General features: G+C 65.0%; 22 protein-coding genes. 8 read left to right on the top strand and 14 right to left on the bottom strand.

Translation table 11 applies throughout. The annotated features are described in order from the left end of the window. Nucleotides 1–13: 13 nt before the first annotated feature. Genes flhF through flhB form a run of 3 tightly spaced genes read right to left on the bottom strand, consistent with a single transcriptional unit; the run spans nucleotide 14 to nucleotide 5,018 of the window. On the bottom strand, nucleotides 14–1,729 hold the full coding sequence (gene flhF / locus HNP55_RS10515; RefSeq protein WP_184299006.1) for a flagellar biosynthesis protein FlhF: 1,716 nt from the start codon (nucleotides 1,727–1,729) through the stop codon (nucleotides 14–16). Beyond that, nucleotides 1,726–3,834, bottom strand: coding sequence for a flagellar biosynthesis protein FlhA (flhA, locus tag HNP55_RS10510; protein WP_184299004.1), 2,109 nt, complete (start codon nucleotides 3,832–3,834; stop codon nucleotides 1,726–1,728). Before flhA ends, flhF begins: the two co-directional genes overlap by 4 nt. Then, nucleotides 3,831–5,018, bottom strand: a complete 1,188-nt coding sequence (gene flhB / locus HNP55_RS10505; protein WP_184299002.1) for a flagellar biosynthesis protein FlhB — start codon at nucleotides 5,016–5,018, stop codon at nucleotides 3,831–3,833. Before flhB ends, flhA begins: the two co-directional genes overlap by 4 nt. Before the next feature lie 172 nt (nucleotides 5,019–5,190). Here flhB and HNP55_RS10500 point away from each other — a divergent pair, with 172 nt between their 5' ends. Continuing rightward, on the top strand, nucleotides 5,191–6,651 hold the full coding sequence (locus tag HNP55_RS10500; protein ID WP_184299000.1) for an alpha/beta fold hydrolase: 1,461 nt from the start codon (nucleotides 5,191–5,193) through the stop codon (nucleotides 6,649–6,651). 64 nt (nucleotides 6,652–6,715) lie between these two features. On the opposite strand, the gene HNP55_RS10495 is transcribed toward HNP55_RS10500, so the two are convergent. From HNP55_RS10495 to flhD (HNP55_RS10450), 10 genes are all read right to left on the bottom strand, one after another. Continuing rightward, nucleotides 6,716–7,351, bottom strand: a complete 636-nt coding sequence (locus tag HNP55_RS10495; RefSeq protein ID WP_184298998.1) for a protein phosphatase CheZ — start codon at nucleotides 7,349–7,351, stop codon at nucleotides 6,716–6,718. A gap of 14 nt (nucleotides 7,352–7,365) precedes the next feature. After that, on the bottom strand, nucleotides 7,366–7,758 hold the full coding sequence (gene cheY, locus HNP55_RS10490) for a chemotaxis response regulator CheY (RefSeq protein ID WP_184298996.1): 393 nt from the start codon (nucleotides 7,756–7,758) through the stop codon (nucleotides 7,366–7,368). 28 nt (nucleotides 7,759–7,786) lie between these two features. Beyond that, nucleotides 7,787–8,752 carry a flagellar motor protein MotB gene (motB, locus tag HNP55_RS10485; protein ID WP_184298994.1) on the bottom strand — a complete coding sequence of 322 codons (966 nt, stop codon included), beginning with the start codon at nucleotides 8,750–8,752 and terminating at the stop codon, nucleotides 7,787–7,789. Nucleotides 8,753–8,804: 52 nt separating this feature from the next. Then, a complete protein-coding gene (motA, locus tag HNP55_RS10480; RefSeq protein WP_184298992.1) occupies nucleotides 8,805–9,662 on the bottom strand; it encodes a flagellar motor stator protein MotA in 858 nt (285 codons plus the stop codon). 114 nt (nucleotides 9,663–9,776) lie between these two features. Continuing rightward, nucleotides 9,777–10,520 carry a class I SAM-dependent methyltransferase gene (locus HNP55_RS10475; protein WP_246448345.1) on the bottom strand — a complete coding sequence of 248 codons (744 nt, stop codon included), beginning with the start codon at nucleotides 10,518–10,520 and terminating at the stop codon, nucleotides 9,777–9,779. A 5-nt stretch (nucleotides 10,521–10,525) separates the two neighbouring features. Continuing rightward, on the bottom strand, nucleotides 10,526–11,062 hold the full coding sequence (flhC, locus tag HNP55_RS10470; protein ID WP_184298986.1) for a flagellar transcriptional regulator FlhC: 537 nt from the start codon (nucleotides 11,060–11,062) through the stop codon (nucleotides 10,526–10,528). A gap of 118 nt (nucleotides 11,063–11,180) precedes the next feature. Beyond that, a complete protein-coding gene (gene flhD / locus HNP55_RS10465) occupies nucleotides 11,181–11,504 on the bottom strand; it encodes a flagellar transcriptional regulator FlhD (RefSeq protein WP_184298984.1) in 324 nt (107 codons plus the stop codon). Between the two features lie 270 nt (nucleotides 11,505–11,774). Then, nucleotides 11,775–12,821 (bottom strand): glycosyltransferase, encoded by a 1,047-nt coding sequence (locus HNP55_RS10460; protein WP_184298988.1) that lies wholly within the window; start codon nucleotides 12,819–12,821, stop codon nucleotides 11,775–11,777. A gap of 197 nt (nucleotides 12,822–13,018) precedes the next feature. After that, entirely contained in the window at nucleotides 13,019–13,555 is a 537-nt protein-coding gene (gene flhC, locus HNP55_RS10455) for a flagellar transcriptional regulator FlhC (protein ID WP_184298986.1), read from the bottom strand. A 118-nt stretch (nucleotides 13,556–13,673) separates the two neighbouring features. Then, nucleotides 13,674–13,997, bottom strand: coding sequence for a flagellar transcriptional regulator FlhD (gene flhD / locus HNP55_RS10450; RefSeq protein ID WP_184298984.1), 324 nt, complete (start codon nucleotides 13,995–13,997; stop codon nucleotides 13,674–13,676). A gap of 373 nt (nucleotides 13,998–14,370) precedes the next feature. Here flhD (HNP55_RS10450) and HNP55_RS24265 point away from each other — a divergent pair, with 373 nt between their 5' ends. From HNP55_RS24265 to HNP55_RS10440, 3 genes are read left to right on the top strand one after another with little or no spacing between them, the layout of a single operon-like run. Further along, nucleotides 14,371–15,012 (top strand): glycosyltransferase family 32 protein, encoded by a 642-nt coding sequence (locus tag HNP55_RS24265; RefSeq protein WP_348648689.1) that lies wholly within the window; start codon nucleotides 14,371–14,373, stop codon nucleotides 15,010–15,012. Continuing rightward, a complete protein-coding gene (locus tag HNP55_RS24260; RefSeq protein WP_246448342.1) occupies nucleotides 15,009–15,677 on the top strand; it encodes a methyltransferase domain-containing protein in 669 nt (222 codons plus the stop codon). Before HNP55_RS24265 ends, HNP55_RS24260 begins: the two co-directional genes overlap by 4 nt. A 6-nt stretch (nucleotides 15,678–15,683) precedes the next feature. Next, complete coding sequence (locus tag HNP55_RS10440; RefSeq protein WP_184298982.1) at nucleotides 15,684–17,210, top strand: glycosyltransferase family 2 protein; 1,527 nt, start codon at nucleotides 15,684–15,686, stop codon at nucleotides 17,208–17,210. Nucleotides 17,211–17,296: 86 nt separating this feature from the next. Here the strand turns inward: HNP55_RS10440 and HNP55_RS10435 are convergent, their stop codons facing one another. Next, entirely contained in the window at nucleotides 17,297–17,803 is a 507-nt protein-coding gene (locus HNP55_RS10435; RefSeq protein ID WP_221439548.1) for a hypothetical protein, read from the bottom strand. Nucleotides 17,804–18,539: 736 nt separating this feature from the next. Between HNP55_RS10435 and HNP55_RS10430 the strand changes: the two genes are divergently transcribed. The 4 genes from HNP55_RS10430 (at nucleotide 18,540) to fliD (ending at nucleotide 23,468) form a co-directional block, all read left to right on the top strand. Continuing rightward, a complete protein-coding gene (locus HNP55_RS10430; RefSeq protein WP_184298978.1) occupies nucleotides 18,540–19,376 on the top strand; it encodes a flagellin in 837 nt (278 codons plus the stop codon). A 381-nt stretch (nucleotides 19,377–19,757) separates the two neighbouring features. Further along, on the top strand, nucleotides 19,758–20,597 hold the full coding sequence (locus HNP55_RS10425; RefSeq protein WP_184298976.1) for a flagellin: 840 nt from the start codon (nucleotides 19,758–19,760) through the stop codon (nucleotides 20,595–20,597). 301 nt (nucleotides 20,598–20,898) lie between these two features. Next, the gene (locus tag HNP55_RS10420; protein WP_184298974.1) at nucleotides 20,899–21,744 is read left to right on the top strand and encodes a flagellin; all 846 of its coding nucleotides are present in this window, start codon (nucleotides 20,899–20,901) and stop codon (nucleotides 21,742–21,744) included. Nucleotides 21,745–22,028: 284 nt separating this feature from the next. After that, entirely contained in the window at nucleotides 22,029–23,468 is a 1,440-nt protein-coding gene (gene fliD, locus HNP55_RS10415) for a flagellar filament capping protein FliD (protein WP_184298972.1), read from the top strand. Nucleotides 23,469–23,483: the final 15 nt, after the last annotated feature.

Raw genomic sequence — 23,483 nt, 5'->3', positions numbered from 1 at the left:
CTTTTTCTGGGGCTCAGTGCGTGCCCATGGCCGCAGGGTGTGCGGAAGCCAGCGCGGGGCTTCCGGCAAAGATCAGGTTCACATCGGCGCTGTCCATGCGCCAGGCGCCACCGGCCGTGCTGCGCAGGGCGCGCTGCACCAGGGCCTGGCTTGATAGGCGGTGCCAGTCTTCCGGCACGCGCTGGCCATTGGCCACGCCCAGCACCTTGAGCTTGTGGCGGATCAAGGTGTCCAGGGCCGGGGCCAGCTTGACGGCCTCGTCGATCTTGGACAGCACCAGGCCATGGCATTCATGGGCGCGCCAGGCGTTGACCACGTCTTCGATGGTCTCGCCCTGCTGGGCCGCATTGACGACCAGGATTTTGCGCACGCTGGCATGGGCCAGCATGTCCAGCAACTCGGTGGTGCGGGTGTCGCGCTGGGCCATGCCGGCGGTGTCGATCAAGACCATCTTCTTGCCCGACAGCAGTTCCAGCAGGTCCTCCAGCGAAGCGCGGTCATGCGCGGTGTGCACCGGCACGCCGAGGATGCGGCCGTAGGCACGCAGCTGCTCGTGGGCGCCGACCCGGTAGGCGTCCAGCGTGATCAGGCCCAGATTGGCGGCGCCATAACGGGTTGCGAAAGCGGCAGCCAGCTTGGCGGTGGTGGTGGTCTTGCCCACGCCGGTGGAGCCGATCAGGGCGAACACACCGCCTTGGTCTTCCAGCGCCGGCGAACGCTCATCGGTCAGCAGATTGCGCGACAGCACCTGGGCGGCCCAGACCGTCTCGTCCTGCGCCTCGCCCTTGGGGGCGCCCGCGCCCTTGAACTCGTTCGGGCAGCCTTCCACCAGCTTGCGCACCAGGGCGGGCGAGAAGCCGACCTCCAGCATCTTCTGCGTCAGCCGGGCCTGGGTGGGCTGGCGCTGCAGCTTTTCCATAAAGGCCAGGGCGCCGAAGCGTTCCTCGATCAAACCCTTCATGGAGCGCAGCTCGTTCATCATGTCTTGCTGGTCGCGGCGGCCGCGGCCGGGCAGATCGGGCAAGTCGCCAAACTCGCCAAACTGACTCAAGCCGGGCAGCTCGCGGCCGGCAGCAGCGGCGGGCATGCGGATCTCGTCGCGCAGCACCGGCGGGCTGCGGCGGGCCGGGGCCACCGCTGCCGGGGCCGGCGCTTCGGCACGGCGTGGCTGCATGGCGGCCATGGCGGCCTGGGCACGCTGCTGGCGGGCGGCGGCCAGCGAGCTGGTGCCGGCGGGCAGTTCGGCCTGGGGCTCGGCGGCCAGGCTGGCGACCGGGTCGGGCAGACCGTCCAGCTCGGCCTGGCGGCGCTTGAGCACGCGCTCGCGCACATAGTCCTGGAAGGACAAGGTGCTCATGGCCAGGGTTTCGACGTCGGCACCCACCTCGGCCGCGGGGTCTGTATAGCCAAAGCTGGGCTCGGCGCGCGGGCTTGCCTGCTGGCCGGTGCGGGCGGCAAAGCTGCGCGCGGCGGCGCTGGGCTGTGCCGCGGCCTGGGCCGTGTTCGGTGCGCCGACGGGGCGGGCCTGCACGCGGCCGGGCGAACTGACGCGCGGGGCCGTGGCCGCCACGCGTTCGATCTGCGACATGCCTTCCGGCGCCATGGCCAAGACCTCCACGCCTTCGGCACAGGGCTTGTTGGACAGCACGACGGCGTCGTCACCAAAGGCCCGGCGCACGAGTGCCATGGCTTCGCGGGAGTTCCTCGCGGTAAAGCGTTTGACGTTCATGCTGTACCCCCAATGATGGAACCGATGCGGATGGAATGGGTTTCAGGAATTTCGCTATGGCCCAGCACCTTCAGACGCGGTGCGGCGCGGCGCAGCAGGCGGGCCATGGGGGCGCGGATCAGGTCGGGCACCAGCAGGCAGGCGGGCACGCCGCGGTCTTCCTGGGCCTGGGCGGTCTCGGCGGCGCTGCGGGCCAGGGTGTCGGCGACACCGGGGTCCAGGGCGGCGCCATGGGGGGAATTGAGGGCCTGGGTGACCAGACGCTCCAGCTCGGGCTCCAGCGCGATCACGTCCAGCTCTTTCACGGGCCCGTAGATCTGCTGCACGATGGCCGGGGCGATGTGGACGCGGATGCGGCGGGCCAGCTCGGCTGGATCGTTAGCAACGGCGGTGATACCGGCGTTCTCGGCCACGCTCTCGACGATGGAGCGCATATCGCGGATGTGCACACCCTCTTCCAGCAGCAGCTGCAGGACTTTTTGCAATGAGGCGATGCCGAGCATTTTGGGAATCACGTCTTCGATCAGTTGAGGCGCTTGCTTGGTCAGGTGTTCGACCAGCGCCTGGGTCTCCTGACGGCCCAGCAACTTGGCTGCGTGGACCTGCATCAAGTGTGAAAGATGGGTGGCAATCACGGTCGAGCAATCAACCACGGTAAATCCGGCCATTTGCGCCATTTCCTTCTGGCGGTCGTCAATCCAGACCGCGGGCAGGCCGAAAGCGGGGTCGGTGGTGGTCGTGCCCAGCAATTTCTGGGTGGCACCGCCGGGGTTGATGGCCAGCCACATGCCGGGGAAGGCCTCGGCCTCACCGATCACCGCGCCGCGCAGCGACAGCCGGTACTGGCTGGGCCGCAGCTCCAGGTTGTCGCGGATATGGACCGAGGGCGGCAGAAAGCCCACCTCCTGCGCGAACTTGCGCCGCACGCCCTTGATGCGGCTGAGCAGATCGCCCTCGCGCGTCTTGTCCACCAGGGCGATCAGGCGGTAGCCCACCTCCAGGCCCAGGGTGTCGACCGGCACCAAATCGTCCCAGCTGGCCTCGGCGTTAGGCTCGGGCGCGGCGCTGGCCGGGCTGGCTTGAGCGCTGCGTTCTTCGAGCGCCTGTCTTTGCTGCTTGGTCCGCAGCCACCAGGCCAGATAGCCCAGGCCGCCGGCGATCAGCAAAAAAACCAGGTGCGGCATGCCGGGGATCAGGCCCAGCAGGCCGATCACGCCGGCCGTGATGGCCAGGGACTTGGCCGAGCCAAACACCTGCTTGCCGATCTGGCTGCCGATGTCCTTGTCCGTGCCCACGCGCGACACCACCATGGCCGCCGCCACCGAGATCAGCAGGGCCGGCACCTGGGCCACCAAGGCGTCGCCCACGGCCAGGAGGATGTAGGAGTCCGCCGCCTGGCCGGCCGACAGGCCGTGCTGCACCATGCCGATGATGAAGCCGCCGACGATATTGATGAACAGGATCAGGATGCCGGCCACCGCGTCGCCGCGCACAAACTTGCTGGCACCGTCCATGGAGCCGAAGAAGTCGGCCTCGTCGCCCAGTTCGGCGCGGCGACGCTTGGCCTCTTTCTCGTCGATCAGGCCGGCGTTCAGGTCGGCGTCCACCGCCATCTGCTTGCCGGGCATGGCGTCCAGGGTGAAGCGTGCGCCGACCTCGGCGATGCGCTCCGCGCCCTTGGTCACGACGATGAAGTTGATCACCACCAGGATGGCGAAGACGATCAGGCCGACGGCGAAGTTGCCGCCGATCAGGAAGTGGCCAAAGGACTCGATCACCTTGCCCGCCGCGCCCGTACCGGTATGGCCCTCCAGCAGCACGACGCGGGTGGAAGCCACATTGAGCGAGAGCCGCAGCAAGGTGGTCAGCAGCAGCACGGCCGGGAAGGCCGCGAAGTCCAGCGGCTTGACCATATTGGCCGCCACCATCATCACCATCACCGCCATGGCGATATTGAAGGTGAACATCAGGTCCAGCGCAAAAGGCGGCAGCGGCAGCACCATCATGGCCAGGATCAGGATCACGGCCAGCGGCGCGCCCAGCGCGCTCAGCACCGCGGCGCGCGGGCCCAGCAGGGCTTGCAGGCGAGCGCTCAACTCATTCATGCCTTGGCTCCAAACTCATCTTCTGCGTCCAGGTCGGCGGGGCGCCAACCGGGCTTGTTGTGCGGGTCCAGCTCAGGCGGCACGAGCGGATCGGGTTGCTCGGGCGCGGCACTGCGCATGACCATGGCCTGCTTGAGCTGGTAGACATAGGCCAGCACCTGGGCCACGGCGCCAAACAGCACGGCGGGGATCTCGCGATCCACCTCGGCATGGGCATAAAGGGCACGGGCCAGCACCGGCGACTGCAGCACCGGCACCTTGGCGTCCTTGGCCAGATCGCGGATCTTCATCGCCAACAGATCGGCGCCCTTGGCCACCACCTTGGGGGCGGCCATGCTTTTGTCGTCGTACTTGAGGGCGACGGCGTAGTGGGTCGGGTTCATCACCACCAGATCGGCCGTGGGCACGGCGGCCAGCATGCGGCGCTTGGCCATCTCGCGCATCTTGGCGCGCATGCGGCCCTTCATCTCCATATTGCCCTCGTTCTCCTTCATCTCCTGCTTGACCTCTTCACGCGTCATGCGCATGCGGCGCATATACAGCTGCTGCTGCAGCGGCAGGTCGATCACGGCGAACAAGGCCAGGGCGATGGCCAGCAGGCCCAAGCCCCCCATCAGTTGCTGGCCGGCATAGCTGAGCGCCGCCGGCAAGGGCACGGACATGATGCCCACATAGGCCGCCAAACGGTCCTTCAAGACCATGGCACCGACGATGCCCAGCACCAGGGCCAGGGCCACGGCCTTGAGCGCCTGGCCCAGGCCCTGGCCGCTGAACATGCGGCCCAGGCCGCTCAGCGGGTAGAGGTGGGAGAACTTGGGTGCCAGCGGCTTCATCGTCCAGTTCCAGCCGCCGGAGGCGATATTGCTGGCGACCGCGACCGCGCTCAGCACCAACACAATCGGCAGCACGACCAGCAGGAAACTCAGGGTCAGCTCGCCGAGGCGCTCGCCCATGAAGCCGGAGCGCGCCAGCATCTGGGCGTCGAAATGCAGGGCATGGATCAGCATCTGCTTGAGCGTGTCCACGATGCGCGGCCCGCCGATGCTGAGGATCAGGCCGCCCGCCACCATCATGGCGAAATGCGCCAGATCACGCGAACGCGGCAGCTGGCCCTCGGCCCGAGACCGTTCGATCTTCTTGGGCGAGGCCGGTAAATTTCTGTCCTGTGCGTCTTGGTCGGCCATGGCGAAAGTGTTGAGACGAGCCTGGAAAGCTCGTAGCGCCATTGTTCGCGGCCGCCGGGAAAACTTAAGCCGGATAAGGGCCCGAAAACGCGCGGTGATCCCGGCCTGGCATCAATAATCCGAGCCCAGGGAAATGAGAAGAGTGGGGACGGAGATGCAAGCGGGAACAAGAATGCTGACGCGCTGCCTGGGCGGCATGCTGGCCATGGCCATGGCCATGGCGACGGCACAGGCCGATATCGGCTGGCCAGGCGGCGCAACAGCCGCCGCGCCCAGCAAGCAAGCCCTCAGCGCCAGCGAGCACGGGCTGCCCGCCCACTGGCGGGTCTACCAGATCAAGGAGCCCCAGTTCCGCAGCCCCATCCTGGTCGCCGAGGCCGGCCCGCCCGATGCCAGCCCGCTGCTGCTGATCCACGGCCTCGGACAAAAAGGCTTGCGCGACTGGCTGCCCCTCATCCCCGTCCTGGAGCCGCATTACCGGCTCATCCTGCTGGACCTGCCCGGCTTTGGCGCCTCGGCGGCGGGCGTGACGGGCAAGCTCACACCCAGTCGCTACGCCCAGCTGCTGCACGGCATCAAGCCAATGCTCAGCGACCGGCCCCTGACCCTGGTCGGCCACTCCATGGGTGGCGCCGTGGCACTGCGTTATGCGGCCAGTTTTCCAGACGATGTCAGCCGGCTGCTCCTGCTCGATGTGGCCGGCATCCTGCAACGCACCGCCTTTGTCAAACACAGCGCCCTGGACCGGCTGAGCCTGAGCGAGCCCCTGCCCGACGCCCTGGTGAAGCCTGCGCTGGGCTTGCAGAATCTGGGCAGCTCGCTGCTCGAAAAGGTGGCCGGCCTGCCCGACCCCAGCAGATGGCTGGCCCGCAACGAGCAGGCCTGGGGCCTGGCCTTCGCCAAGACTCCCAATCTGAATGCCGCCCTGGGCCTGATCGGCGAGGACTTCGGCGCCGCCCTCCATGAGCTGCGCCTGCCCGTGGCCCTGCTCTGGGGCGGCCAGGACAGGGTGGCCCCGCTGCGCAGCGCCCAGGTCCTGCAAGCCGCCCTGCCCCAGGCCAGCCTGACCCTGATCGAGGAGGCCGGCCATGTCCCCATGGCCAGCCACCCCGAGCGCGTCACCGACTGGCTGCTGCTGCAACTGGCGAACCCCGCTGCGCCGCCCGAAGCCGCCGCACCCGCCACCGCAATCACCGCCGCACCTGCCGCCGACACCGGCAGCCGCCCCTCGCAAACCCTGGATTGCGCGGGCCAACCGGGCGGCCTGCTCAGCGGCGACTTCGAGCGCCTGCAGATACGCGGCTGCCGCGGCCTGAAGCTGGAGCGCCTGCGCGCCCGCCAGATCGAGCTGCAGGACTCCCATCTGAGCATGCAGGAGGTGCAGCTGGAGGGGCCCGAAGCCAGGCTCACGATCAGCCGCAGCAGCCTGTTAGCAACCGCCTGCCGCTTCGCCGGCCCCATCGCCGTCAGCGCCTCGCGCCTGGACTTTGCCGGCGTCACCCTGCAGGGCGAGCTGCCCTTTGTGGTGGGCGAGCGCTCGCGCCTGCTGCTCTCGGTCAGCCGTAGCCAGCGCGCCGATGGTTCATGGCTTTATCTGCACAGCGACCGGCTTGTGCGAGATGGCAGCTTCTGAGCACCCGGAACCCGAAAAAAACAAAGCCCGGCCGATACGGCCGGGCTTGGCTGAGCGTGGCGGCTTAAAAGCCCAGGCTGGCCAGCAAATCGTCGACCTCGCCCTGATTGGCCACCACATCGGTGCGCCCCTCGGGGTTGACGACGGGGCCTTGCAGGATGTTGGGGTCCACCTTCTCGCGCTGCTCGGGCGGCACCACCGACACCAACAGCTTGACCAGGCTGTCCTCCAGATCATTGGCCAGGGTCACGACCTTGGCGACCACCTGGCCGGTCAGGTCATGGAAGTCCTGCGACATCATGATGTCGGTCAGGTGCGAGTCGATGCGGGCCGTGCTGGTCTCCACATCCTTGACGAAGTTCAGCAAGGCGCCACTGGCCACGGCCTTGACCGGATCGGACATGATGGCCTCGGCCATGGCGCGGGTGGCGGCGGTGATGTGGGCGTGATCGGCCTTGGCCTGGTCAACCGAATTCAAGACCTTGTTGGCCGCCTCGGCCGTCTTGGTCGCGATATAGCTCAGGCGGCTGCGCGCGTCGGGCAGGCCATCGGTGGCGACCTGCAGCTTGGGCATCACACCCAGTTGCTGCATGGTGTCGTGCAAGACCCGGGTGATGGTGCCGATTTGCTGAAACACCTCCGGCGACACCGTCAGCGGGTCGGTGCCGTGATTCAATTTGGTGAGATCTTCCAATTGCATGGCCAACTCCAGGTTCAGGCCGCAGCGGCCAGTTTTTGCATGATCTTCTGAACCTTTTCCTCCAAGGTGGCCTTGGTGAAGGGCTTGACAATATAGCCAGCCGCACCCGACTGGGCCGCCAGCACAATGTCTTCCTTGCGGGCCTCAGCGGTGACCATCAACACCGGCAGATGCTTGAGATTGGGGTCTTCCTTGATCGCCTTGAGCAGCTCAAAGCCCGTCATATTGGGCATATTGATGTCGCTCACGACGAAGTCGAACTTGGCCTGTTTAAGCATATTGAGGGCTTCCACGCCATCTTCAGCCTCTTCACAATTGTTGTAGCCGATCTCCTTGAGCAAACCACGCACGATGCGGCGCATGGTGGAAAAGTCATCGACAACCAAAAATTTCATGTCTGCGCTCATGGCAATCCTCGCTTGGGGCTAAATGGTTTTATCGGGGCTTTGTGGGCAAACTTGAGGGGCTTTTCGCCACCTCGGCTGGTTGGGCTGCTGGGACCTCGGGCGGCGGCGTTTCTTCATCGTCCTGAACATTCTTCAACACGGCATCCTCGGCGTCACGGTTCATCACGATGATGCTAATGCGTCGGTTGATCGGGCTGTCGGGTTGCTTGCTGTCCAGCAGCTTGCTGGAGGCCAGGCCTTGCACACGCAGGGTCCGCGCTTCCGGCAGTCCGCCAGCGATCAATTCTCGCCGGGAAGCGTTGGCGCGATCGGCAGATAACTCCCAATTGCTATAGCCCCGGTCTCCGGCCGAGAATGGCTGGGCGTCCGTATGGCCTTCCAGCGTCAAGCGGTTTGGAACTTCCGACAGGACCGCGCCCAGTTCATGCAGCAATTCATGCATATAGGGCTTCACCACGGCGCTGCCGCTGTCGAACATGGGCCGATTGCCCTCATCAACAATCTGGATGCGCAGGCCTTCCTTGGTCATGTCCAAGCGGATCTGCCCGCCCAGGGCCGCCAGCTTGGCATTGCTGGCCAGCACGTCCTCGACCTTGGTCTTGAGCTGCTCCAGGCGGGCGCGCTCGGCCTTGCGCTGCTCTTCCTTGAGTGCGCGCAGATTGAAGGTTCGCTTCTGCGACTCCGTCTCACCGGACTTGACCTGACCCGTCTCGCGGCTCAGATCCCTGCCCCCACCCTTGACCAGGCTGGACGAATCGCCGGAGCCGGAGCCGCCCTGCATGGCGATCTTCAGCGGTGAGCTGAAGTAGTCGGCAATGCCTTTTTTATCGCCCTCGGTGGTCGAACCCAGCAACCACATCAGCAGGAAGAAGGCCATCATGGCCGTCACGAAGTCGGCATAGGCGATCTTCCAGGCGCCGCCATGGGCTGCATGGCCGCCCTTCTTGATCTTCTTGATGATGATGGGCTGAAGCTTTTTGGCGTCACCGGCCATGACCAGACTCCTGCCCTGTGCTTGAAATACTCATCCTTGCCTACGCCTTGGCTTACTTCTTCTTCACATGAGCTTCCAGCTCAGAGAAGGTGGGGCGGTCGCCCGAATAAAGCACCTTGCGGCCGAACTCGATGGCGACCTGGGGCGCATAACCCTGCATGCTGGCCAGCAGCGTGGTCTTGATGCACTGCAGCTCCTTGCCAGCGTCTTCCACCTTTTGCTCCAGCAGGCCGCCCAGGGGCTCGACAAAACCATAGGCCAGCAAAATGCCCAGAAAAGTACCCACCAGGGCCGAGCCGATCATGCCGCCCAGCACGGCCGGGGGCTGGCCCACCGAGCCCATGGTGTTCACCACGCCCAGCACGGCCGCCACAATGCCGAAGGCCGGCAGGCCGCCGGCCAGACGGGCGATGGCGGCCACGGCCGCATGCTCCTCGGCGTGGTGGGTGTCGATCTCGGCGTCCATCAGGGACTCGATCTCGTGCGCGTTCAGATTGCCCGACACCATCATGCGCAGGTAATCGGTAATGAAGTCGGTCACATGGTGGTCATTGCCCACCGTGGGGTATTTCTGGAACAGCGGCGAGGAGTGTGGATCCTCGACGTCTTTTTCGATGGACATCAGGCCCTCTTTGCGGGCTTTTTGCAAGATGTCATACATCAGGGCCAGCAGCTCCATATAGCGGGCCTTGCTGAACTTGCTGCCTTTGAAGCACTGGCCCAGGCCCTTCATCGAAGCCTTGACCACCTTCATCTGGTTATTGGCCAGGAAAGCGCCCGCAGCGGCGCCGAAGATGGTGATCATCTCGAAGGGCAAGGCGTGCAGGATCACGCTGATATTGCCGCCGTGGGCGATATAGACACCGAAGATACAACCGAGCGCGATGAGCCAACCAATGATGACGAACATGGTGTTTTCTATAGAGACTTAAGCAGCCATATCGGCCTTTGACCGGTGCGCTTGAGTTTGCCTGTGCGCACTGGCAGCCAATCAAAGCAAGTGGCCTGCTTTGCCCCGGCTTTCTTAGCCGCTGAGGCCAGGGGCCCTAGGCGCTAGGCGATAGACCCACAGGCAATGCCCACGCGGCAGCGGCAGGCTGGCCAGCGCGCCCTGGCCCTGGACGGGGAAGTCCAGGCTCACCAGCCAGGCACCCGGCGCCAATTCCTTGCGCGCCTTGGCCCAGACCCGCTCCATGGACTCGGGGCGCTGGAAGACATAGACCATCTGGAAGGGCTGCCAGTCCTGCGCCCACATATCGCCGCGCCGGATGCCGGCCCAGGGGCAAAGCAGGCGCACGGCCCAGGCCAGCAAGAGGCTCCACTCGATGCCCTCGACGCGAGCTTGCGGGTAGGCGCGGCGCAGCTCGCGCAGGCCGTGGCCCAGGCCGCAGCCGGCATCAAGAATGCGTGCCTGCGGCGGCAAGGGCGCCAACTCGGCCAGGCCTTGCAAGGCGTTCTTCGGGGTGGGAAACAAGGGCGCATCCCCCCAGCTGCGGCGCGGATAGGCCAGCGCCAGCAAGAGCAGGGGCAGCAGCCAGGCCCAGGCCGGCAGCTCCAGCGAGCGGGCCGTGATCAGCAAGGACAGCGGGAAGCCCAGGGCCACCATCAGCCGGCGCCAGCGCGGCACCTGCAAAAAAGCCAGGCCCAGGCCCAGGCTGGCCGCCAGGACGACGGCCGGGGCAGGCGCCAGCCCCGCGGCACGCAGGGCCAGGAACACGCCCCAGGCCAGGCCCCAGCTCAGCAAGGCGGGCAGCGGCCAGGCAAGCATGGTCATCAGTGCATCTGGATGGAACCGCTGGCGCGGCCCTTGCCGGCGCGTGCCGGCGGATTGCACATGCCGCAGACATAGTGGCGGGCGATCTCGTGCGGATGGGTCACGAAGTGGCCGCCGCAGCTGGAGCACTTGGTCATCGTCAGCATGCCGTTATCGATGAACTTCACCAGGCGCCAGGCACGGGTGACCGACAACATGGCCTCCAGGCCTTGCGCCTGGGTCTGCTCCTGATAGAGCTGGTAGGCCTTGATGACGGCGTCGATCTCGTCCAGCTCCGAGACCTTGTTCAGATACTCGTGCACATTCAGGAAGAGCGAGGCATGGATATTCGGCTGCCAGGTCATGAACCAGTCCGTCGAGAAGGGCAGTTGGCCCTTGGACGGGCTCTTGCCCGAGACCTCCTTGTACAGGCGCAACAGGCGCTCGTAGGACAGATCGGTCTCAGACTCCAGCACTTGCAAGCGCGCACCCAGATGGATCAGGGTCACCGCACGTTCGATCTGGCGGGCTTCGGTCAGGATGCTTTTGTTGCGCATGGCGGGCTTTCAGGTTCAATTCAATTCAAAGTCAACCACAGAGACACAGAGAAAAAACAAGAAATTGGTATTCCTCTGTGTCTCTGTGTCTCTGTGGTTGAAATTACTTGTCTTGCATTCAGGCGGCTTCTTGGTGGCGGCCGGCCATCAGGATCGAGGCATGCAGGCGCGACACGCCATCGTTGGCGGCCGACTTGCCGTGGCTGGTCAGCAGGCCCCAGACCAAGTCGTCGTCCATGCGGAAGCGGCACAGCAAGGTATTGCCCGAGGCGATCTTCATCAGCTGGGCCGGGCTCAGCGAGCCGATCAGGGTGGCCGTGTCTTCCGAAATGCCCAGGCGGTAGAGCGCCTGTTCGCGGTCGGCGCGAATCAGGCTTTGCGCCAGCATCAGATAGGACAGATTGGCTTCGCGGATCTCGGCGAGGATTTGCTCTGCGTTCATGTTGCGGCTCCGGTGAAAAACTTGTGTGGGGTCTTGAAAGCGTTTGCTATCAACTTGAAACGAATTGTGAAGACCCGAACTAATCCTCAACATCGGCGCATTTCCGTCCCTGAAGTCCGCTTTCCTCCCTGCCCTCTGTCAGGTTTTTTCCTACACGGGACTTGAAGCGCAGGCATCACAAGGCGCTACGCCGCCCCCTCGTTCATGGGAGAACAGGCTTGAACACGGGGGTTTTGAGCACCGCTGGCCCTACGCGAATCTTGTAAGGCTTCAGCCCAGGCCGTGGGCCTGGCGCAAGACCTGGGCCTCGGGCGCGCGGCCCGTGCCCTCCAGCAGCAGAGCCAGATTGTGGGCGGCCGAAAAGCTGCCGCGACCGGCCACCGCGCCGCTCTGCTCGGGCCGCTCGCCCAGGGCCAGGCAGCGGCGCCAGGCGTCCTCGATGGTGGGCAGCAGCAGCTCGGCCTGGGCCGGCTGATCGGCCGCATAGTCCAGCAGCAGATCGCCGAGGGCGAAGAAGAAATCGGGCGACTCGGTGCAAATCTGCAGCTGGCCCTCGGCAAAGTGGATGCCGGCCTCGTGCTGCTTCAGCCGCTTGAGGCCGAACAGACGGCGCGCGACCAGATCGGTCCACCAGGCAGGGATTTGTTCGCTCAGGCCGGCGGCGCGGGCGAAGCAGGCCTCGGCCTCGGCATAGTCCTCGTAGACCGAGGCGTCCTTGCCGGTCTGGTACCAGAGATAGGCATCATCCGGCCGACGCGCCAGCTCCAGCCGCAAGAGCGCCTGGTTACGGCCCCGCTTGCGCTGCAATTGCGCGGGCAGATAGCCATCGTGGCCGATGCGCAGTTCCAGTGGGCGCAGCGGCAGGCGGTGCTGAGGCTGCTCATGCACGCGCCCGGCGTAGCGCACAGGGCCGGGCAGGATGCGGGACAGACGGGAGAGCGCCTGCTGCTCGCCGCCCCCGGAGGTGGTGTCGGTGAACTGGTCCAGCAGCGCTATCGTGCCGACGAAATCGGGCCGCTGCTGGCGCAAGGCCGCCAAGGCCTCGCCGCCGGAGATCAGCCATTCGTCCGCATCCAGCACCACATGCCAGTCGGCGGCGGCCAGGGCCAGCGCCGCATTGCGGGCGGCGGCAAAGTCATCACACCAGGCAAAGTGCTCGACCCGCGCGCCTGCGGCCGCGGCCAGGGCCGGCGTGTCGTCCAGCGAACCAGTGTCCAGCACCAGCATCTCGTCCACCCAGGGCCGCAGGCTCAGCAGCAGGCGCTGGATGTGGGCGGCCTCATCGCGGGCGATGACGACCAGGGCCAGTCGGTACATCTCAGTTGTCCATAGTGCTAACGCGCCACCCACGAGGCATGAAACGGCAGTGTTCGGGCCGAGCGCCGGGCCGCTCCCAAGCCGGCCCGTCGGAGGCCGCTTGCGGCTCAATGCCGCATGTGGCCTCGTCCCCACGGGGGACCGACCAGGCTCGCCTGCGTTCAGCGGGGCGAGATTGGGCGAGGGGCAGTTTCACTTCAATGCATTTGGATGGAACCCGAGGCGCGGCCCTTGCCCGCGCGTGCCGGCGGATTGCACATGCCGCAGACATAGTGGCGGGCGATCTCGTGCGGGTGGGTCACGAAGTGGCCGCCGCAGCTGGAGCACTTGGTCATCGTCAGCATGCCGTTATCGATGAACTTCACCAGGCGCCAGGCGCGGGTGACCGACAGCATGGCCTCCAGGCCCTGCGCCTGGGTCTGCTCCTGGTACAGCTGGTAGGCCTTGATGACGGCGTCGATCTCGTCCAGCTCCGAGACCTTGTTCAGATACTCGTGCACATTCAGGAAGAGCGAGGCGTGGATATTCGGCTGCCAGGTCATGAACCAGTCCGTCGAGAAGGGCAGTTGGCCCTTGGACGGGCTCTTGCCCGAGACCTCCTTGTACAGGCGCAGCAGGCGCTCGTAGGACAGATCGGTCTCAGACTCCAGCACTTGCAGACGCGCACCCAGATGGATCAGGGTCACCGCACGTTCGATCTGGCGGGCTTCGGTCAGGATGCTTTTGTTGCGCATGGCGGGCTTTCAGGTTCAATTCAATTCAAAGTCAACCACAGAGACACAGAGAAAAAACAAGAAATTGGTATTCCTCTGTGTCTCTGTGTCTCTGTGGTTGAAATTACTTGTCTTGCATTCAGGCGGCTTCTTGGTGGCGGCCGGCCATCAGGATCGAGGCATGCAGGCGCGACACGCCATCGTTGGCGGCCGACTTGCCGTGGCTGGTCAGCAGGCCCCAGACCAGGTCGTCGTCCATGCGGAAGCGGCACAGCAAGGTATTGCCCGAGGCGATCTTCATCAGCTGGGCCGGGCTCAGCGAGCCGATCAGGGTGGCCGTGTCCTCCGAGATGCCCAGGCGGTAGAGCGCCTGCTCGCGGTCGGCGCGGATCAGGCTTTGCGCCAGCATCAGATAGGACAGATTGGCTTCGCGGATCTCGGCGAGGATTTGCTCTGCGTTCATGTTGCGGCTCCGGTGAAAAACTTGTGTGGGGTCTTGAAAGCGTTTGCTATCAACTTGAAACGAATTGTGAAGACCCGAACTAATCCTCAACATCGGCGCATTTCCGTCCCTGAAGTCCGCTTTCCTCCCTACCCTCTGTCAGCTTTCTTCCTACAAGCCGGCTGCGAGCCGGCCGCAACAAGCCAGCAAAGCCCCGGCTTTTCCTCCCATGAGAAAGCAGGCCCAAGGCCTACAGTGGCCCACTAGATACCAGGACTTACGCAAAACCGCCGCAGCTGCGTTCGAGCGCCTCGCCGTACCAGGTGTACTGTCTTCGGCGCTCTGCCTTGCTGCACCGGCTTTGCGTAAGTCCAATTTACAAGGGGGAACGCCCGTGATTCCACGCTGCATTCACATCATCTGGGTCGGCGACGAAAGCAAGCGGCCGGACAACTGCATCGCCACCTGGCGCCAGCTCAACCCGGATTGGCAAGTGCGCGTCTGGGGCAATGAGGAACTGGCCAGTTATGGCTGGGTCAATGCCCCGCATATGCGCGCCATGGCCCAGCGTGAGCTGAACGGCGTGGCCGACCTGATGCGCTGGGAGATCCTCTACAACGAGGGCGGCTTTGTGGTGGACGCCGACAGCGTCTGCAAGCGGCCGCTGGAGCCCTGGTTGTTCGAAGGCGAGGCCTTTGCCTGCTGGGAGAACGAGCTGGTGCGCCCGGGCCTGATCGCCGCGGGCTATGTGGCCTCGGTGCCCGAGAACCCCTTCTTCGGCCAGATGATTCTGGACCTGCAGAACACGCCGCGGGTGGACGAGCGCATGGCCTGGCAAAGCGTGGGCCCGCTGTTCCTGACCGAATGCCACCGCGTCTATCAATACGGCGGCCTCAGCCTGTGGCCCAGCCACTTCTTCATTCCGCGCCACTTCACCGGCGTCGAATACCAGGGCGGCGGCCCCGTCTTTGCCGGCCAGGAATGGGGCAGCACCTTGAACAACTACGACGAGCTCTACAAAAGGAAGGTGGCATGAGCCCAACACAAACCGCCACCAGCCAGCCACGCCCCACCCCGCCGGTCTCGCCGCTGGAGCTGGCCCACTCGCCCTATTTCGTGCAGAAGGTGGCCGTCAGCGAGGCCTTCAAAGGCATGTCGCGGCTGCAGGTGTTCGGCCCCTTGTGCGAGGGCAAGCGGGTGCTGCATGTGGGCTGTGTGGACTGGCCCATCACCGATCTGCACAACTCCCTGCATCTGCAGCTGGACGCCATCTGCCAGCTGGACGGCTTTGACATCAACACCGAGGCCTTCGCCCAGATGCAGCCGCATCTGCAGGGTCGGCTGTTCTCGCGCTGGGAAGACATCCAGGACCGCTACGACCTGGTGCTGGTGCCCGAGGTGCTGGAGCATGTGCCCGATGTGCAGGGCTTTCTGCAGCAGCTGCAGGCCTTGCAGGCCGGGCAGTATGTGATCACCGTGCCCGACGCCTTCAGCTGCTTTCGCGCGCATTTCGACTACAGCAGCGGCGCGCAAACCTTTGTCGAGGTGGTGCACCCCGACCACAACTGCTGGTACACACCCTACACCCTGGCCAATGTGCTGGCCAAGTACACCGACTGGGCTTTGCAAGGCATGTACTTCTTCAACCGCATGTCCCTGCTGGCCATCACCGGTCCGGCGGCAGACCCTGGCAAGACCTGACCCCCGATGAGTGCCAGCCTGCCGCTGAGCGTCTGCCTGATCGTCCGCGACGAGGCCCACAACCTGCCCCTGGCCCTGGCCTCGGTGCAGGGCCTGGCCCACGAAATCATCGTGGTGGACACCGGCAGCGTGGACAACAGCCCCGCCATCGCCGCGGCCTGGGGCGCCCGGGTGCTGCACTGGGCCTGGCAAGACGATTTCGCCCTGGCCCGCAACCAGGCCCTGGCGGCCGCCAGCTGCGACTGGATACTCAGCCTGGACGCCGACCAGCAGCTGGCCCCCGCCAGCCTGCCCGCCCTGCGCCAGGCCCTGGGCCGGCAAGACTGCCTGGCCCAGCTGGTGCAGGTGCAGCTGCTGAGCGCCGCGGCCGATGCCAGGGCCAATCCGCTGGGCGATGGCCGCGCCATCGCCCCCTTGCAGAGCTTGCAGGCCCTGCGCCTGTTCCGGCGCGACCCGCGCATACGCTTCGAGGGCCGGGTGCACGAGGACGTGGCCGAGAGCCTGCTGCGCATGGGCAGCAGCCACTGGCCGGACTCCGGCCTGACCCTGTTTGACCACGGCTATGTGCAGGCCAGCGAGCGAGCGCGCAAGCGCGAGCGCAATCTGGCCTTGCTGCGCCTGAGCCAGGCCGAGAACCCCGAGGGGCTCTACCTCGGCTACAAGCTCGCCATCAGCCTGCCGCCCGAGCAGCAAGCCCAGAGCCAGGCCTTGCTGGAACGGGCGATGGAACAAGTCATGCGCCTGCCCGCGCAGGAATTCGCCAAGCTGCCCTTTCTGCCGCGACTGGTCGCCAGCGCCGTGCAGGCCTGGACCGAGCAGGGGCAGCTGATGCGCGCGGCCCGCTGCTGCCTGGCGCTGCAGCCGCAGCTGCCGGGCCTGCTGGACTTCTGCACCGGCCGCGCCCTGGCCCGGGCCGGCCTGGCCGAGCAGGCCAGGCCGCATCTGCTCGCCGCGCTGCAGGGATTCGCCCTGCCGCCAAAAGACGCCGATCTGTGGCTGCGGGACCTGGACGCCAGCCCCGCCGCCTGCTGCCTCTGGCTGGCCTGGAACGCGCGCCAGCAAGGCCTGCTTGCCGAGGCCGCCGAATGGATTGAACAGGGCTGCGCGCAGGCGACGCCCAGGCAGCAAATCGACCTGGCCTGCGAGGGCCTGGAGATCCAGCTGGCGGCCGGCGAGCTGACAGCGGCCGCCGGCACCCTCGATCTGCTGGGCGGCTGGGTGCGGGAACAGGGCTATGGCATGGACTCGCTGCTGCGGGTCAGCGCCAAGCTGGCACAGGCCAGCGGCGATCTGGCGACGGCCCTGCTGCTGGCCCGGGACGGCGCCGGCAGCGACGCCGCTGCCGCCCTGCTGGCCAGCCTGGAGATCGCCAATAGCCCGCTGGACGAGGAGCGCCTGCGGCAACACTACCAGGCCATCAGCGGCCAGTGCTACGACAGCCTGGCCGTCAAGCTCTTGATCGGTGAGGCGCTGGGGCAGGCCTGGCCGCATGAGGCACCTACCGCCAGCCTCGCTTTGATGCGAGGCGCATAAAAACAAGCAAGCTCCGAGTCAGCGGGCTGTGCCGCGGCGACTCGGAGCTTGCGATTGAATGGGCGCTTAAGCCCTGGACTGAGAAATCAGGCCGCGCCGATCAGCGCATCCAGGCGCGCCAATTCCACGCGGGCGATATCGGCCAGCTCCGGCGCTTCGTCCATCAGATTGCCCAGGGCGGGGCCTTGCAGCAGCAATTCCAGCGCCTCCTTTCCGCGCAGGATCTGGCCCTGACCGGACAGCGCAAAAGCCAGGGTGTAGAGGCTGGCGCCATGAATGGGTTGCAAGAGCAGGGCGCGCTCGGCGGCGGCCTGCGCCTCGACCAGCTTGCCCGCACTCAGCAGCAAGGCGGCCATATCGCTGAGCAGATCATGGGCCAGGGGCTCCTGGCTCAGCGCTTCATGCAGCACGCTCAGGCCCATGTCCAGATGGCCGCGTGCCACCTCGGCAAAAGCCCGGTTGCGCGCCTCGGCCAAGAGCAGAGCGCCTTCGGCGCTCAGGCTCTCGATCGGGCCGCGCTCATTTGTCATCTCACCCAAGTGCTGCTGAGCATGCAGCGTGGTAGGCGTCGTTGCTTGCGTCATGGCATGCATAAGGATCTCCAAGAGCTTGAACAAAATGTTCGGTATGCGCCGATGGCGCCAGCCTGAAGGACGATCCCGCCCTGCCCGCACAAGACAGGCACAAGGCCGGCCAGGGGCGCAGTTTCGACTTCAGTGAAGGAAACTTTAGAGCCTGCCGCCAGCTGTATTCGTGAGAAAAGCCCGCGATTGCGCCCGCTTCTCCAAGCCTTGCGCCCGAGCCCGCAACCGAAAACAAGAACAGAGCCGCAAGGCAGGCAAGCCCGCCCAGCCGCTCAGCATCCCGACTCCTGCTGTCCATCAGCGAATCTTCAGCCAGCACCAAGAAAGCCCTGCCCAAGAAACAGCTCAGCCCAGCACCCTCCAGCGACGCCCCGGCCCCCTCGCCTCGCGCCTGCCCGCTCCACGCGGACCATGCAAAAAGTCGATCCAAGGAATAAGCCGAAAGCCGGCTCGCTTTTCAACAGATCAAGCCTATTGACAAACAGTACTCAAGTTCTCTTGAGTGCTGTCCGATACCTGTTTCAACGGGTCTGGAAACGGACACGTGGTCCGGTAAGTAGGCCGCATCTGAAGATTCCCCAGCCGGGGAGACCAGGGTTGCAAAGCTTGACTGAGCCGGGCGGGGCGGGGGAACTTGCTCCAAGGGAATCAAGTCCCCGCGTAACGGATGTCTCTCGTTAGGGGGGTGTTCGCAACACGTCGGCGCTCAGCCGGAAAAACTTTGTAGCTGAAACAGGAGTCAATCATGCCCGCAATCATCAATACCAATCAGCTGTCGCTGAACGCACAGCGCAATACCTCGACCTCGCAAGGCTCGCTGGCCGTGTCAATGCAACGCCTGTCTTCCGGCCTGCGCATCAACTCCGCCAAGGACGACGCCGCCGGCCTGGCCATCTCCGACCGTATGAGCAGCCAGGTGCGTGGCATGAATGTGGCCGTGCGCAATGCCAACGACGGCATCTCGATGGCGCAAACCGCCGACGGCGCACTCAGCAAGGTCACCGACGCACTGCAGCGCATGCGTGAACTCGGCGTGCAAGCCCGTAACGCCACGAACACGACCACCGACCTGGATTCCATCGGCAAGGAATTCGCCCAACTGGGCTCGGAAATCACCCGCGTGCTGGGCGGCACCACCTTCAATGGCAAGGCCATCCTGGCCACCGCCGGCACCAACACCTTCCAGATCGGCGCCAACACCACGGCCAACGACTCGGTGGATGTGACCACCACCGACTTGACCGCCGATGCCACCATCACCACCGTCACCGGTGCCAGCATCAGCAATGCCGACACGGCCGCCACGCTGAAGACCGTGATCGACAATATCGACACCGCCATCACCACCGTCAGCGGCCAGCGCGCCACCTTCGGTGCGGTGCAAAACCGCTTCGATGCGATCACCTCCAATCTGCAGATCTCGGTGGAAAACCAGAGCGCCGCCCGCAGCCGCATCACCGATGCCGACTACGCGACGGAGACCGCCAATCTGAGCCGCGCGCAAATCCTGCAGCAGGCCGGTAACGCGATGATTGCGCAGGCCAACCAGATGCCGCAGCAAGTCCTCTCCCTGCTTCGATGACCCCGGGCCGCTCCAGCCGGCCCTGAGTAATCAAACAAGTACAGGACGACTCATGCCTCCGGCACAAGCCCCCTGACCGCCCTCCCCCCCGCCGCTCGTCAACGCACGAGCGGCACTTTTGATGAAAAGAACTCAAGTCAAGCCAAGGTGTCGTCGATAAGCAAAACAACGGGTCCGAGGAATACAAGGGACTCCGTGGTCCGGTCAGCCGGCTCAAGCGCAGCACCGTGCGAGTGCGCGAATTGAGCAGGACGCGGATGGTGCAAATACCCGGGCGCAAGCCCCGTGTGTTTGCTGGCAAAGCTGCCTCCTCAAGCAGCCTAGTTATCGACCGTGAAGACCGGATTTCCGGCAAGTCTTTCAACACCGAAAAGGATTGATATGAGCTCCATCATCAACACCAATCTGATGTCGCTGAACGCTCAGCGCAACACCTCCACCTCGCAGGGCTCGCTGGCCGTGTCCATGCAGCGCCTGTCTTCCGGCCTGCGCATCAACTCGGCCAAGGACGATGCCGCTGGCCTGGCCATCTCCGACCGCATGAGCAGCCAGGTGCGTGGCATGAATGTGGCCGTGCGCAATGCCAACGACGGCATCTCGATGGCGCAGACCGCCGACGGCGCCCTGGCCAAGGTCACCGACGCCCTGCAACGCATGCGTGAACTGAGCGTGCAGGCCCGTAACGCCACCAACACCACCACCGACCTGGACTCCATCGGCAAGGAATTCTCCCAGCTGGGCTCGGAAATCACCCGCGTGCTGGGCGGCACCACCTTCAACGGCAAGGCCATCCTGGCCACCGCCGGCACCAACACCTTCCAGATCGGCGCCAACACCACGGCCAACGATTCGGTGGACGTGCTCACCACCGACTTGACCGCCGACGCCACCATCACCACCGTCACCGGTGCCAGCATCAGCAATGCCGACACGGCCGCCACGCTGAAGACCGTGATCGACAATATCGACACCGCCATCACCACCGTCAGCGGCCAGCGCGCCACCTTCGGTGCGGTGCAAAACCGCTTCGACGCCATCATCTCCAATCTGCAGATCTCGGTGGAGAACCAGACCGCCTCACGCAGCCGCATCACCGATGCCGACTACGCCTCGGAAACCGCCAATCTGAGCCGTGCGCAAATCCTGCAACAAGCAGGCAATGCGATGATCTCGCAGGCCAACCAACTGCCCCAGCAAGTGCTGTCGCTGCTGCGCGGCTAAGGCAGCCCTGCATCGACCACGGGGCCAGGCAAGACCTGACCCCCGAAGCAGAAAACCCGGCTCCGGCCCTGACCTCTGGTCAGGGCCGGAGCTTTTTTATGGCCGTGGTTTGCCCTCTTTTTTGGGCTTTTGGAATGCTCAAGCACACTGAGAATTTGCTCATCGGGTTCCAAAGTGATTGACGACCCGACGTCCGCGCCAAGCAAGTTGCCGCCGGGCCGCAGGACAGCGTCGAACCGATCGGACGCCGTCAAATCACGCCGGCCCGGCCGGGACTACCGGATTTTGCAGGAGTGCTCAAATGCCCCAGACCATCAACACCAATATCGGCTCGCTGAATGCCCAGCGCAATCTGAACATGTCGCAGGGCTCCTTGTCAGTCTCCATGCAAAGGCTGTCATCCGGCCTGCGGGTCAACTCGGCCAAGGACGACGCGGCCGGCCTGGCCATTGCGGAACGCATGAACTCCCAGGTGCGCGGCATGAATGTCGCAATCCGCAATGCCAACGACGGCATCTCGCTGGCGCAGACGGCTGAAGGCGCACTGTCCAAGGTCGGCGACAGCCTGCAGCGCATGCGAGAACTGGCGGTACAGGCCCGAAACGCCACCAACACCACGGCCGACCTCGATTCCATCGGCAAGGAATACACCCAGCTGGCCTCGGAAATCAACCGTGTGCTGGGCGGCACGACCTTCAACGGCAAAAAGATCCTGGGCGCCGATGCCGCCACGCCGCAAGACTTTCAGGTCGGCCCGAATACCGGTCCCGAAGACGTCATCACCGTCTCGACCACCGACATGACGGCCGATCCCACCATACTGACGGTTACCGGCACCACCATCTCCAATGCCGACACCAGCACCTCGCTGAAGACCTCGATCGACGCCATCGACGCGGCCATCAATACCGTCTCCAGCCAGCGCGCCACACTGGGTGCCTCGCAAAACCGCTTCGACGCCGTGATCGCGAATCTGCAGGTCTCGGTGGAAAACCAGAGCGCCGCCCGCAGCCGCATCATGGATGCAGACTATGCGGCGGAGACCTCCAACCTCAGCCGCACGCAAATCCTGCAGCAGGCCGGCAACGCCATGGTGGCCCAGGCCAACCAGATGCCGCAGCAGGTGCTGGCCTTGCTGAAGGGCTAAGAGCGGCTCACAAAACTCTCCTGGCGTCGTTGCACCGTCTCGCCGTACCTGGCGTACTGTCTTCGACGGCGCGCCTAGCCAGGACCGCTGCGCTGAGTTTTGTTAGCCACTCTGAGACGCAGCTCGCCCGCCCCGGGGCAAAAGCGCTACTCCTGCTCAAGGCGGCTCGGCTCAGGCTCGGCCGCCTTTAGTTTTTCTAGCTTCGACCGACAACAGCGATACCCCCCGCTTGCCCCGGGCCTGTTGCGGGCCCAAGCAATGCACGGTTTACTGGAGATCAGACCATGGCCACCATTTCATCGATAGGCGCAGGTAGCGGCTTACCTGTTGAGGAGATCATCGCCAAGCTGATGAGCATCGAACGTCAGCCCGTCGTCGATCTGCAGACCAAGGCGACAAGCTTGCAGGCCAAGCTCTCGTCCTACGGCAAGCTGCAAAGCAATATCAGCGCCCTGAAGGATGCGGCCACAAAGCTCAACGACCCCAATACCTGGGGCGCCAATCTGTCCTCCTCCTCGGACGCGAGCTCGGTCAGCGCCGCCACCAACCAGGCCTCGGTGGCGGGCACTTATGCCGTCAGCGTGTCCAAGCTCGCGGCGGCACAGACCATCACGGGCGGCTACATTCCCAGCACCGCCACCACCATAGGCCAGGGCTCGCTGACCATCGAGCTGGGTGCCTGGAATGCCGACAACACCGCCTTCACACCCACCGCGGGCAAATCGGCCGTCACCATCAATATCGGCGCCGGCGAAGACAGCCTGACGGCCGCGCGCGACAAGATCAATGCCGCCGGCGCCGGCGTCGTCGCCTCGGTGGTGAGCGACGCGCAAGGCTCGCGCCTGGTGCTGCGCTCGGCCAATACCGGCGCCAGCAATGCCTTCCGCGTCAGCGCCAATGAGACGGCGCCCGGCCCGGGCGGCGGCCCGGGCTTGTCATCGCTGGCCTACGACCCCAGCAATGGCATTACCACGGCCAAGGTAGCGCAGTACGCGCAAAGCGCCGTGGGCAAGATCAACGGCATCGACGTGGTGTCGGAGAGCAATACCGTCAGCAATGTGATCGACGGCCTGACCGTTAATTTCAACAAGACCACCAGCAGCGACGTCAGCATCTCCGTCGGCCCCGACAAGGACGCGATCAAGAAGGCCATCAACGACTTCGCCACGGCCTACAACTCGCTGGCGAGCTTCATGAAAGACCAGACCAAGTACACGCCCAAGTCTGGCACCACCGCCGCGTCCTCGGGGCCGCTGCAAGGGGATAGCACGGCCATCGCCCTGCAAGGCCAGCTGCGCACCCTGGCCAGCAGCTCCAGCACCCTGGGCGGCAGCCTCGCGCGTTTTGCCGATATCGGCCTGGACCCGCAGGCCGACGGCACGCTCAAGGTCAACGCGGCCAAGCTGGACGGCGCCATCGGCAATCTGCCCGCACTCAAGAAAATGCTCTCGGGCCTGGACAGTGCCGACCCCACGAATAACGGCATCACCCAGCGCATGGCCGCCCTCACCTCCGCCGCCCTGAGCTTTGACGGCACGCTCAATTCCAAGCAAACCAGCTTGCGGGAGACCATCAACCGCAATGGCAACGACCAGGACAAGATCAACCTGCGCCTGACCCTGGTGGAGGCCCGCATGCGGGCGAGCTACACCGCCCTGGACAAGAGCATGGCCAAGCTGACCGGCCTGCAGAGCTATGTCAACCAGCAGTTTGGCGTGAAGTAATCCACGCCCGCCCCA

Origin of the sequence: Roseateles oligotrophus (assembly GCF_014204525.1) — a bacterium.
In the GTDB taxonomy this organism is placed as follows: Bacteria; Pseudomonadota; Gammaproteobacteria; order Burkholderiales; family Burkholderiaceae_C; genus Paucibacter_A; species Paucibacter_A oligotrophus_A.
This window is presented reverse-complemented; position numbering and strand designations above follow the sequence as displayed.

Excerpts from the sequence above, each read along its gene's own strand:
- flhF (WP_184299006.1), bottom strand. The coding sequence starts at position 1,729 with ATGAACGTCAAACGCTTTACCGCGAGGAACTCCCGCGAAGCCATGGCA.
- flhA (WP_184299004.1), bottom strand. The coding sequence starts at position 3,834 with ATGAATGAGTTGAGCGCTCGCCTGCAAGCCCTGCTGGGCCCGCGCGCC.
- flhB (WP_184299002.1), bottom strand. The coding sequence starts at position 5,018 with ATGGCCGACCAAGACGCACAGGACAGAAATTTACCGGCCTCGCCCAAG.
- HNP55_RS10500 (WP_184299000.1), top strand. The coding sequence starts at position 5,191 with ATGCTGACGCGCTGCCTGGGCGGCATGCTGGCCATGGCCATGGCCATG.
- HNP55_RS10495 (WP_184298998.1), bottom strand. The coding sequence starts at position 7,351 with ATGCAATTGGAAGATCTCACCAAATTGAATCACGGCACCGACCCGCTG.
- cheY (WP_184298996.1), bottom strand. The coding sequence starts at position 7,758 with ATGAGCGCAGACATGAAATTTTTGGTTGTCGATGACTTTTCCACCATG.
- motB (WP_184298994.1), bottom strand. The coding sequence starts at position 8,752 with ATGGCCGGTGACGCCAAAAAGCTTCAGCCCATCATCATCAAGAAGATC.
- motA (WP_184298992.1), bottom strand. The coding sequence starts at position 9,662 with ATGTTCGTCATCATTGGTTGGCTCATCGCGCTCGGTTGTATCTTCGGT.
- HNP55_RS10475 (WP_246448345.1), bottom strand. The coding sequence starts at position 10,520 with ATGCTTGCCTGGCCGCTGCCCGCCTTGCTGAGCTGGGGCCTGGCCTGG.
- flhC (WP_184298986.1), bottom strand. The coding sequence starts at position 11,062 with ATGCGCAACAAAAGCATCCTGACCGAAGCCCGCCAGATCGAACGTGCG.
- flhD (WP_184298984.1), bottom strand. The coding sequence starts at position 11,504 with ATGAACGCAGAGCAAATCCTCGCCGAGATCCGCGAAGCCAATCTGTCC.
- HNP55_RS10460 (WP_184298988.1), bottom strand. The coding sequence starts at position 12,821 with ATGTACCGACTGGCCCTGGTCGTCATCGCCCGCGATGAGGCCGCCCAC.
- flhC (WP_184298986.1), bottom strand. The coding sequence starts at position 13,555 with ATGCGCAACAAAAGCATCCTGACCGAAGCCCGCCAGATCGAACGTGCG.
- flhD (WP_184298984.1), bottom strand. The coding sequence starts at position 13,997 with ATGAACGCAGAGCAAATCCTCGCCGAGATCCGCGAAGCCAATCTGTCC.
- HNP55_RS24260 (WP_246448342.1), top strand. The coding sequence starts at position 15,009 with ATGAGCCCAACACAAACCGCCACCAGCCAGCCACGCCCCACCCCGCCG.
- HNP55_RS10440 (WP_184298982.1), top strand. The coding sequence starts at position 15,684 with ATGAGTGCCAGCCTGCCGCTGAGCGTCTGCCTGATCGTCCGCGACGAG.
- HNP55_RS10435 (WP_221439548.1), bottom strand. The coding sequence starts at position 17,803 with ATGCATGCCATGACGCAAGCAACGACGCCTACCACGCTGCATGCTCAG.
- HNP55_RS10430 (WP_184298978.1), top strand. The coding sequence starts at position 18,540 with ATGCCCGCAATCATCAATACCAATCAGCTGTCGCTGAACGCACAGCGC.
- HNP55_RS10425 (WP_184298976.1), top strand. The coding sequence starts at position 19,758 with ATGAGCTCCATCATCAACACCAATCTGATGTCGCTGAACGCTCAGCGC.
- HNP55_RS10420 (WP_184298974.1), top strand. The coding sequence starts at position 20,899 with ATGCCCCAGACCATCAACACCAATATCGGCTCGCTGAATGCCCAGCGC.
- fliD (WP_184298972.1), top strand. The coding sequence starts at position 22,029 with ATGGCCACCATTTCATCGATAGGCGCAGGTAGCGGCTTACCTGTTGAG.